The 9970-nt window shown below is 69.2% G+C and carries 8 protein-coding genes and 1 pseudogene; 4 read left to right on the forward strand and 5 right to left on the reverse strand.

What is annotated here, in order from left to right:
* Positions 1 to 1127 (forward strand): annotated as a pseudogene (locus ACTHNC_RS15340) (chaplin family protein); the annotation flags it as partial.
* A gap of 218 nt (positions 1128 to 1345) precedes the next feature.
* Here the strand turns inward: ACTHNC_RS15340 and ACTHNC_RS15345 are convergent.
* On the reverse strand, positions 1346 to 1735 hold the full coding sequence (locus tag ACTHNC_RS15345; RefSeq protein WP_440295489.1) for a VOC family protein: 390 nt from the start codon (positions 1733 to 1735) through the stop codon (positions 1346 to 1348).
* Positions 1736 to 2031: 296 nt separating this feature from the next.
* On the opposite strand from ACTHNC_RS15345, the gene ACTHNC_RS15350 reads away from it, so the two are divergent.
* Positions 2032 to 2226 (forward strand): DUF1918 domain-containing protein, encoded by a 195-nt coding sequence (locus tag ACTHNC_RS15350; RefSeq protein ID WP_440295490.1) that lies wholly within the window; start codon positions 2032 to 2034, stop codon positions 2224 to 2226.
* A gap of 15 nt (positions 2227 to 2241) precedes the next feature.
* On the opposite strand, the gene ACTHNC_RS15355 is transcribed toward ACTHNC_RS15350, so the two are convergent.
* Positions 2242 to 4242, reverse strand: coding sequence for an aldo/keto reductase (locus ACTHNC_RS15355; RefSeq protein WP_440295491.1), 2001 nt, complete (start codon positions 4240 to 4242; stop codon positions 2242 to 2244).
* A 136-nt stretch (positions 4243 to 4378) separates the two neighbouring features.
* Here ACTHNC_RS15355 and ACTHNC_RS15360 point away from each other — a divergent pair, with 136 nt between their 5' ends.
* Positions 4379 to 5359, forward strand: coding sequence for a LacI family DNA-binding transcriptional regulator (locus ACTHNC_RS15360; protein ID WP_440295492.1), 981 nt, complete (start codon positions 4379 to 4381; stop codon positions 5357 to 5359).
* Positions 5360 to 5363: 4 nt separating this feature from the next.
* On the opposite strand, the gene ACTHNC_RS15365 is transcribed toward ACTHNC_RS15360, so the two are convergent.
* Positions 5364 to 6380: an SDR family NAD(P)-dependent oxidoreductase gene (locus tag ACTHNC_RS15365; RefSeq protein ID WP_440295493.1), complete on the reverse strand. Its 1017-nt coding sequence runs from the start codon at positions 6378 to 6380 to the stop codon at positions 5364 to 5366.
* Between the two features lie 110 nt (positions 6381 to 6490).
* Entirely contained in the window at positions 6491 to 8968 is a 2478-nt protein-coding gene (locus ACTHNC_RS15370; protein ID WP_440295494.1) for an MMPL family transporter, read from the reverse strand.
* A 159-nt stretch (positions 8969 to 9127) separates the two neighbouring features.
* Here ACTHNC_RS15370 and ACTHNC_RS15375 point away from each other — a divergent pair, with 159 nt between their 5' ends.
* Positions 9128 to 9712 carry a TetR/AcrR family transcriptional regulator gene (locus tag ACTHNC_RS15375; protein WP_440295495.1) on the forward strand — a complete coding sequence of 195 codons (585 nt, stop codon included), beginning with the start codon at positions 9128 to 9130 and terminating at the stop codon, positions 9710 to 9712.
* Here the strand turns inward: ACTHNC_RS15375 and ACTHNC_RS15380 are convergent.
* Positions 9709 to 9970: MMPL family transporter (locus ACTHNC_RS15380; protein ID WP_440295496.1), on the reverse strand; the 262-nt coding region annotated here is incomplete at its 5' end. The two genes, ACTHNC_RS15375 and ACTHNC_RS15380, sit on opposite strands and share 4 nt — an antisense overlap.

Raw genomic sequence — 9970 nt, forward strand, 5'->3', positions numbered from 1 at the left:
CCACGGGAGCCACCGGCTCCGGCGGCACCACATCGGGCAACGGCGGTGTGCTGAACGGCGCTCTCGGTGATGTCGGGGTGAACGCCCCGATCACAGTCGGCGGCAACGCGATCAGCGGACTGGGCGACTCCAGCACGACGAGCCCGGCAACCGCAGTGAACGGAGGCACCGGCTCCGGGTCGACGGCTCCGGCTGGAACGGCGCAGACCGGCACCACCTCCGGCAACGACAGCATCGGCGGCGGCCTCCTGGCCGGTGTCGGAGCCGGTGCGCCCGTTACAGTCGGCGGCAATGCGGTCAGCCTGGTCGGCGACTCCGCCACGTCGCATCCCACCACCGCAGTGAACGGCGGCAACGGCTCCGGAACCGCCGGCGCATCATCCGGAACCACGACCGGTAACAACAGCGTCGCGGGCGGCCTCCTGGCCGGCGTCGGCGCCGGCGCGCCGGTCACCGTCGGCGGCAACGCGATCAGCGGTGTCGGCGACTCCACCACCACGAGCCCGTCGACCACCAGCGGAGGGACCGGATCGACCGCACCGTCCGGTTCCAGCACGTCCGGTAACGGAGGTCTGCTCGGTGGCACGCTCGTCACGGGCGGAGTCGATGTTCCGGTGACGGTCCCTGGCAACGCGGTCAGCGTGATCGGCGACTCCACATCCACCGGCGCGAACACCGCAGTCGGCGGCGCGACGGGCCCGGCGGGAAGCACCTCCGGCAACGGAGGCCTCCTCGGCGGAATCCTCGCGCCGATAGGCGTGGGTGTCCCGGTCACGGTCGGCTGCAACGCGATCAGCGTCATCGGCGGCTCCGGTACGAGCGGATGCGCGACCGCGGTCGACCCGGGGACCCCTGGGACTCCGGGAACACCGGGGACGCCCGGAACGCCTGGAACCCCGGGCACTCCCGGCACTCCTGGAACCCCGGGTACCCCGGGCACGCCCGGCACTCCGGTGTCGTACGTGACGCCGGTCTCGTCGGTGCAGGCATCCGGTAACGCCATGAGCCCGAGCTCACTGGCTGACACCGGTTCCGATCTGCTGGGCGCTCTGGGCGCCGCGCTCCTTGCCCTGCTCGCGGGGCTCGGTGCGCTGCTGTTCACGCGCCGGCGCGCTGCCAAGGCATAACCGCAGTAACGAGAACACGCGCGGCGGGCGCCGCCGCCTGGCCTACGTGCCGGGTGGCGGCATCCGTCCGCCGTGCGCACTGAGCGTGACCGGCGAGCCGGGCCGCTGCGCCGAAACGACGCACCCGGCGCGATGCGAGAGTCGTTCAGACCGTGTTGCAGCTCGCATCCAGACGGTCACGCGGTGACGGTGGTGTTTCGACGGCACCACCGTCATCGTCATGCCTGGATGACGGCGAGAACGTTGCCGGCCGGGTCGCGGAACCATGCGATGTCGGGGCCCCACTCGGGATTGCCGGGCCGTGCGATGCCCTTGGCGTCGGTGGGGAACTCCGCATCGGAGTAGATCTTCGTCTGCACACCCGCCGCGTTCAGCTCGTCGACCGCGGCGTCGATGTCGTCGACCACGAAGTTCAGGATGGTGAAAGAGGCGGGCGTATGGTTGGGCTTCGCGTAGACGAAGACCTCGGCACCGCTCGGAAGGGTGAGATGGATGCCCATGTCGCCATCGCTGGCGACCTGGAGCCCCAGCGTGGTCGCGTAGAACTCTCGCGCCGCGTCGAGGTCGTCGACGCTGAATCCGCTGAACGAGTCGATCGCTGTGAACATGGCACGTCCTCAACACAAAGCCCGATGGGCCTTCGGTTGCGGCTCATCGGGCGGAAATGGGGTAAGCGGGCGAGTTGTTTTCAAAAGGGCCGCTTGCTCACCGCCCCCACGGAGAGCAATGAACGACCCAAGAAAAGCTTGGTCCCACGCCGTGAGCCTTGTCAAGCATTGCTGAACGTAGCCGGCGTACCCAGTTCGGGTAGGTCGGGGCGCTCAGCGTCGGCTGCCGGTTGCGCGAACCGGCACCCGACGTAGCCTGGAATGGTCGGTAGCACGCGTCGAAGGAGATGGTGACCATGCGCGCATCGGTGGGCGAGCGCATCCTCATTCGCGGAACGACCGTCGAAGCACCCGATCGGCACGGCGAGATCGTCGAGGTGCGCGGCGACGACGGAGCGCCGCCGTACCTGGTGCGCTTCGACGACGGACACGAGACGCTCGTGTTCCCCGGCTCTGACGCGACGGTCGAGCATCAGACTGCCGCCGGCTGAGCAGCGGCAACGTGGCTAGGCGCGCAGGTCGAGCCAGCGGACCTGCTCGTCGGTGAGCGTGACATCCAGACCCGCCATCGAGGTGCGGGTCTCCTCGATGCTGCGCGGCCCGAAGAGCGGGAACGTCGGGAACGTCTGGGCGAGCACGTACGCGAGGGCGATCGCGGTCGGAGCCACTCCGAGCTCCGCCGCCAGCTGCCTGGCGCGCGCGAGTCGCTCGAAGTTGTCGTCGCTGTAGTAGCAGCGCACCAGCTCGGCATCCGAGGTGTCCGCCCGGTCGGCCCTGGCGAAGAACCCGCGCGCCTGCGACGACCACGGCAGCAGCGTCGTGCCGGTGCGCTCCAGCCACTCCCTGTCTTCGACATCGGTGACATGTCGGCATCCGGCCCACGGCACATCCAGTGCGTGCGCGAGCCCGAAGTGGTCGCTCAGCGCCGAGAAGCGCTGTTTGCCGTTGGCATCCGCGTAGGCCAGCGCCTCCTCGTACCGCTGAATCGACCAGTTCGATCCGCCGAATGCACGGATGCGCCCCGCGCGGGTCTGCTCGTCGAGCACGTCGACGAACTCCCCCACCGGGATCTGCTCGTTGTCGCGGTGCATGAGATAAAGGTCGAGGTGGTCGGTCTGCAGCCGCTCGAGCGTCTCGTCGAGCTGGCGCACGATCGACTCGGGGTCGCAGTGCGGGGTGTGAGCACCCTTGCCGATGATCACGACATCGTCGCGCAGCCCACGATTCACCACCCACTGGCCGAGCAGTCGCTCCATCGATCCGCCGCCGTAGATGTAGGCGGTGTCGAACGCGTTGCCGCCGCGCTCGACGAAGTCGTCGAACATGGCAGAGGCGTGCCCGAGCGTCGTCTGGTTGTCGACGCCCATCACGAGGCGCGACACGTCCTTGTCGAGGCCGGGGATGCGGCCGTAGCGCATGGTGGCATCCGCTCGCGTGCGCGGTGCGTGGCCGCTCGCCGGCGGGATGTTCGCGGTCGCCGCCTCGAACGGATACTCCAGCCCGATCGCGGCGCGCCACTGGTCCAGCACGCGGGCGTTGCCGAGCGAGTCGGCCCATCCGATGTTCGGGCTCTGGCCCTGCGCGGCGTACTCGGCAACGGCATCCGCCTGAAGCGCGTACTGCCACGCGGGTTCGATGCTGATGGTCTCGGTCCCGTCCGTGCGGCTCAACTCGAGATAGCTCGGCTCCGTCGGGCTCGGGATCCACGGCTGCGGCACCACGATGCGGCCCTTCGAGCCGGCCACGACGATGCGGTTGTCGTCTTCGAGACGCACTCCGCACGTGACGTGGGCCGTGATGCCGGACGCGAAGACGAGGGATGCCGTCGCCCACTCGTCAACACCGGTGTCTCCGACCTCGCCCTTCGCGGTGAGCGACACGGGGTCGGCGAAGCGCTCGCCGATCGCCGCACCCGCAACCCAGCGCGCGGCGGAGACGGGGTAGCCACCGACGTCGAGGATGCCGCCTCCCGCGAGCTCGGGATTCATCAGCCGGTGCTCGGCGGGCAGGTCGGCACGGAACGCGAACGACGCGTCCACGTGCTGCACCTCGCCGATCGCACCATCCGCGATGAGCTCGGCGAGCCGCACGATCTGCGGGTGGAAGCGGTACATGTACGCCTCGGCCAGGTACCTGCCGTTGCGGCGGGCAGCCTCGACGACGGCCATCGCGCCGGCGTGGTCGATGGAGAGCGGCTTCTCGCAGACGACGTGCTTGCCGGCATCCAGAGCCTGAATCGTCAGGCGCACGTGCTGCGTGTGCACGGTCGAGATGTAGACGGCATCGACGTCGGGGTCGGCGAACAGTGCGTCGTACGACTCGTGGATGCGGATGCCGCCCGGCTCGCTTTCGAACTCGGCGGCGAATGCGCGGGCACGCTCGGCGTCGCGGCTCGCCACCGCCACCAGACGACCCGTCGCGCTGTGCGGAAGCTGCTCGGCGAATCGGTGCGCGATGCCTCCCGGTCCCACGATTCCCCAGCGCACGTGCTGCAGGGCTTCAGCCATGAGTGTTCCTCTTATCGTTCACGATCGGTGTTCGGGTGGGCCGGGATGTGCCGGCGGTCAGAAGGCGAAGCGGGCCCGGCGGACCGCGCCGCCGTGAACGTTCACGGTGAGCGAGATTACCAGTAGCATTCCGAGCATGGCAAGAGCCGATTCGGGTGGCGTGAAGCCCGCGACGATCAACGACGTCGCCGCAGCCGCCGGCGTCTCGCGTCAGACTGTGACGCGCGCCATGAACGATCTGCCCGACGTGAGCCCTGCCACGAAGCAGCGCGTGCAGGAGGCCGCCGCCGCCCTGCGCTACCGCCCCAACCGCGCAGCTCAGCGCCTGGTGCGCGGCGGCGACATGACCATCGGTTTCGTGGTCGGCGACCTGCGCAACCCGTACTACCCCGAGCTCGCCGCTGAACTCACGCACCGCGCGGCCGAGCAGGACTGGGGCGTGGTCATGACGGATGTCAGCGGGCGGCGCGGCACCGAGCGCATCGAGTCCATCGTGGGCCGGGTCGACGCCGTGGTCGGCCACCTCGCCCGCCGGCACAGAGAGCTTGTGACCTCACGCGTTCCCACCGTGCTGCTCTCCGACGATCCGGTGGAAAGCGGCGCGGGCGTGCGGTTCGAGTACGCGGGCGCCATGCACGACGCGGTCGCGCACCTCGTCGCCGGCGGGAGACGGCGCATCGCGATGATCGACTCCGATCACGGTCCGTCGCTGCGCTGCCGCCTGCTCGTCTCAGCGCTGGAGGAGCACGGGCTGACGGCATCCGCCGTGGTTGCCGCCGTCGACACCCACCAGGGCGGCGTCGGTGCGGTGACGTCGCTGATCGAGAAGGCGCCTCAAGTGGACGCCGTGCTGTGCTTCAACGACGTGCTCGCGGTAGGTGCGCTGAAGGGGTTCGCGCTCGCGGGCATCCGGGTGCCCGACGATGTGGCCGTGATCGGGGTGGACGGCCTGGACATCGGCACGCTCGTCACCCCCGAGCTCACCACTCTCGCGGTGGACATGCGCGCGCTTGCCAGGCACGCGACGGACCTCGTGGGCGGGCTGCTCCGCGGCGAGACCGGGGACGAGCTTCACCGATCGGTCTCGCACACGCTCCTCGTGCGCGAGTCGGCGTAGCACGCTACTGCACCGACCAGCCTCCGTCGGAGGGCAGCACGGCGCCGTTGACGTTCACGCCGTCGTCGCTGAGCAGGAACGTGATCGACGCTGCGAGCTGCTCGGCGGTCGCCACGGTCGGGATCATCGCCTGGAACGGCTGCAGCCGCGCGGACCCGGCCTGCGACACGTTCGGCGGGAACGGGATGCCCGTTGCGACACCGCCGGGCGCCACCGCGTTGACGCGGATGCCCTGCGGCCCGTACATGAATGCGGCGCTGCGAGTCAGGCCGATCACGCCGTGCTTCGACACGGTGTACGCGTTGCCCGAGGCGTTGCCGCGGATGCCCGCCTCCGAGGCGATGTTCACGACCGATCCGGCGCCGGCCGCGAGCATCGCCGGAAGCACCGCGCGGGTGAGCTTGAACGCGCCCGTCAGATTGATGCCGATGACCCGTTCCCAGGTGGCATCCGACGTCTCGTGCAGCGGCGAGAAGTCGTCGTTCACGCCGGCGACGTTCGCGAGAGCGTCGATGCGGTCCCCTGCGGCGGCCACGATGGCATCCACATCGTCCTGCTTCGTGATGTCACCGACGACCGTGACGATCTCGGCGTCGGGCAACGATCCCGTGAACTCCTGAAGTCGCTCGGCCGAGACATCGACGGCCACGACCCGCCCGCCCTCGCGAGCCACCCGCGATGCCGTCGCACGGCCGATGCCCGACGCGGCGCCGGTGACGATGACGGTCTTGCCGGCGAACCGGCCGGGCGTGATCTTCTCCGTCCATCCGGTGCTCTCCGCCGCTTCCGGCATGATGCCGCCGTTGGCCTTGAGCACGAGGTCGTCGACAACCGACTGCGGCAGCTGACCCTGGCTCAGTGCCACGAGCTGCTGCAGCGGCAGACCCTTGATCGGTGCCAGCGTCGACTCGTCGGCCCCGCTGGCCGCGAGCAGGCCGCGCACCAGCGGGCCGCCCTCCGGATCATCCAGCCATCGGCCGATCGGGCTGTTCGCGGTCAGCGGTTCGCGTTCGTTCGCCATGGGTGTCTCCTCTTGTGTGTTGGTGGCGGACGGTTTCGATACGCCGCCTGCGGCGGCTACTCAACCGGCGATAGTGGGGGCGGGTTCGATACGCCGCCTTCGGCGGCTACTCAACCGGCGGTCGTGGTGGCGGGCGCAGACACCGCCGCTCCGGCCGGAGGTGCGGGCGTCTTCGCCGCCGGCACGCCGTGGAGCGGATGACTGCGCTCGAGCTTCGCGCCCTCCACGTCGACGTCGGGAAGGATGCGGTTCAGCCAGCGCGGCAGCCACCATGCGGCACGACCGAACAGGTGCATCAGTCCCGGCACGAGCACCATGCGCACGACGAACGCATCGAAGAGCACACCGAACGCCAGGCCGAAGCCGAGCGGACGCACCATCGACAGTTCGGAGAACACGAACCCGCCGAACACGGAGATCATGATGATGGCCGCCGCTGTCACCACGGCCCGGCCGCCTCGCAGCCCGGAAACGACCGCCTCACGCGCCGACAGCCCATGCACGTACGCCTCGCGCATGCCGGAGACGAGGAACAGCTGGTAGTCCATCGCCAGCCCGAAGAGCACGCCCATCACGATGATCGGCGCGAAGCTCAACACCGGACCTGGATCGTGCACACCGAATACGGCGCTCAGCCATCCCCACTGGTACACGGCCGTCATACCGCCGAACGCGGCGAACAGCGACAGCACGTACCCACCGGTGGCGATGATCGGCACGAGCAGCGAGCGGAACACGATGATCATGATGATCAGCGACAGCCCGACCACGACCGCGAGGTAGAGCGGGAGCACGCCGGCGAGCTTGTCGGAGATGTCGATGTTGGCGCTCGCCTGCCCAGCGACCCCCAGCGTCGCGCCTCCCGGGAGCTGGTCGTGATCACGCAGCTCGTGCACGAGCTTCTCGGTGGATGCGCTGCTCGGGCCGTCCTTCGGCACCACCTCGAACGCCATGAAGTCGTTCGCCTTCGACGTACCGATCGGCGCCACTGCGACGACGTCGCTGCGGGCCATCAGGTCGCCGACGATGCTCGCCTGCGTGGCCGTGACATCCGCGGAGTTCACCGCCTTCGGCAGCGTCGCGGTCACGATCAGCGGCCCGTTCTGCCCTGCACCGAACTCGTGGGCGATCGCCTTGTACGCCTTGTACTGCGTCGAGCTCGTCGACTCGGACGACCCGTCCGGCAGACCGAGACGCATCGAGAGCGCAGGCAGGGCGATGACGAGCAGACCGACGACCGCGGCGACGACGCTCAGCACGGCACGGCCGGTGCGCATCGGGCGCACGACGGGGGCACGGTGCGCCTCGTGACCGATCTGCGCGCGGGCCTTCTTGCCGAGTACTCGCGATCCGAGCATCCCGAGCAGCGCCGGCGTGAGCGAGACGGCGACGAGCACGGCGACGAGCACGCAGACGGCGCCTACCGTTCCCATGACGCCGAGGAACTGGATGCCGCTCACGTTCAGCGCGAGCAGCGCGACGAGCACGGTCGCGCCGGCGAACACGACGGCGTTGCCCGCCGTGCCGTTGGCGAGGCCGATCGACTCGCGCACGTCCATGCCCGCCAGCAGCTGTCGTCGATGCCGGTTCAGGATGAACAGCGAGTAGTCGATTCCGACGGCGAGGCCCAGCATGACGCCGAGCACCGGTGTGACAGAAGACATGTCGACCGTTCCGGAGAGCGCCATCGATCCGGCCACACCCACGCCGACCCCGATCAACGACGAGATCAGCGGCATCACGGCCGGCAACAGGGCACGCATCATCACGATGAGCACGATGAGCGCGATCACGACGCCGGTGATCTCTCCCGGGCCGATCAGTCCGCTGATCGAGGTCGCGATCTCGGACGAGTAGTTGATCCTGACGCCGGGGATGCTCGCGGCATCGAGCTTATGCGCGACGGCCGTCTTCACGTCGGCCGGCAGGTTGAACAGGCTGTCCTTGAACTGCACCATGCCGATCGCGGTGCTGCCGTCGTTCGACACCGTCTTGATGTCGGCGGCGGCGTCGAGCAGCTTCTGGCCGGCATCCAGTTGCTTCTTCGAGGCTGCGAGCTTCGCCTCGCCCTGATCCAGCTGCGCCTGCTGCGCCGCGAACCGCGCTGACGCCTGGTCGTACACGCCCGCGGCCTTCGCCTGCGCGATCGCGGCGTGGAGCTGCTGCGTGCCGGCATCCAACTGCGCCTGCGCCTGCTCCAGCTGAGCGCGGCCGTCGGCCAGCTTCTGCTGCTGCGCCTCGCGCTGCTCAAGCGTCTGGAACGGATCGACGGTGCTGTCGACGCCCTTCACCCCGGCGACGGACTTCAGCAGCGAGCTGATCTGCTGCTTCTGGTCGGCGTCGAGTGATCCCTTCGTCGTCTGGAACACGACCGTGCCGGTCGCGCCTCCGCTCTGATCCAGCTGCTTCTGCAGTTGATCGGTGACCTTCGTGGTCTCGGTTCCTGGAATGTTGAAGCTCGTGGCGAGCGTTCCGCCGAACGCGAGGAATGCGCCCCCGGCGAGCGCGAGTGCGACGATCCAGCCGACCAGAACGGTCCACGGTCGCCGGGCGGAGAAGAGTCCGAGGCGGTTGAGCAGGTTGGCCACGGCGAGCCTTTCGATCTCGGGTGCGGGAGATGCGCAGCTCGACGGTGAACGGTGCGCCATCCACGCTATCCGACACATGTTGGAAAACCGGCAGCTGTTGGAGAACTCTCAGCGAACGCAGGAGTTCCTTCAGGTCGCGCCGAACAGCCGCTTGCTGTCGTGGCAGAATCGCGGATCATGGATGCCCGCATCGCCCGGACTCGCGCGAGTCTGCAGGACGCACTGATGGAACTCGCGCGCGAGCAGCCCCTCGACGAGATCACGGTGGCCGACATCGCCGACCGCGCTGGCGTCAATCGCAGCAGCTTCTACCAGCACTACGCGGACAAGGATGTGCTGCTTGCGGATGCACTCGACGCGGCGTTCGAGGAGACGGGCGCGCGGCTCGCCATGCTGACCGGACCGGTGTCGGGGCCGCCGGACGAGATGCGGATCTACCTCAGCCACGTCGAGAAGCACGCGGCCCTGTACTCGCGGGTTCTCGGCGACCGGGGCTCGGCCATCGTGACCGCCAGGGTGCGAGACCGGATCGAGCAGGTGGCCATGGAGGGCATCAGCCGCTCCGCCTCACCCGCCTACGACGGCGTGCCGCTCGAGGTGGTCGCGGCCGGCGTCACGGGCGCCGCACTCGGCGTCGTGCGGGCCTGGCTGGAGCGCGATCCGCGGCCGTCGGTGGAGACCGCGGCCGGCTGGCTGTGGCAGGTGCTGCTCGGCCCCGGCAGCGCCTGGACGAAGACGGACTAGCGCTCTCCCGTCGATCGAGCGTCGCGTCGCCACAGCTTCGACGGCCACCAGATCGCGCGGCCGATGTCATACGACACGGCGGGCACGAGCAGTGAGCGCACGATCAGGGTGTCGACCAGCACGCCGAACGCGACGATGAACGCGATCTGCGCGAGGAACAGGATGGGGATCACGCCGAGCGCCGCGAACGTCGACGCCAGCACGAGGCCCGCCGACGTGATGACGCCTCCGGTGACGGCGAGTCCGCGCAGGATCCCC

The sequence above is a fragment of the Humibacter sp. genome (assembly GCF_051954055.1).
Taxonomy (GTDB): Bacteria; Actinomycetota; Actinomycetes; order Actinomycetales; family Microbacteriaceae; genus Humibacter.

Bases quoted from the DNA above. Each gene is read 5' to 3' on its own strand.
- ACTHNC_RS15345 (WP_440295489.1), bottom strand. From the start codon at position 1,735: ATGTTCACAGCGATCGACTCGTTCAGCGGATTCAGCGTCGACGACCTC.
- ACTHNC_RS15350 (WP_440295490.1), top strand. From the start codon at position 2,032: ATGCGCGCATCGGTGGGCGAGCGCATCCTCATTCGCGGAACGACCGTC.
- ACTHNC_RS15355 (WP_440295491.1), bottom strand. From the start codon at position 4,242: ATGGCTGAAGCCCTGCAGCACGTGCGCTGGGGAATCGTGGGACCGGGA.
- ACTHNC_RS15360 (WP_440295492.1), top strand. From the start codon at position 4,379: ATGGCAAGAGCCGATTCGGGTGGCGTGAAGCCCGCGACGATCAACGAC.
- ACTHNC_RS15365 (WP_440295493.1), bottom strand. From the start codon at position 6,380: ATGGCGAACGAACGCGAACCGCTGACCGCGAACAGCCCGATCGGCCGA.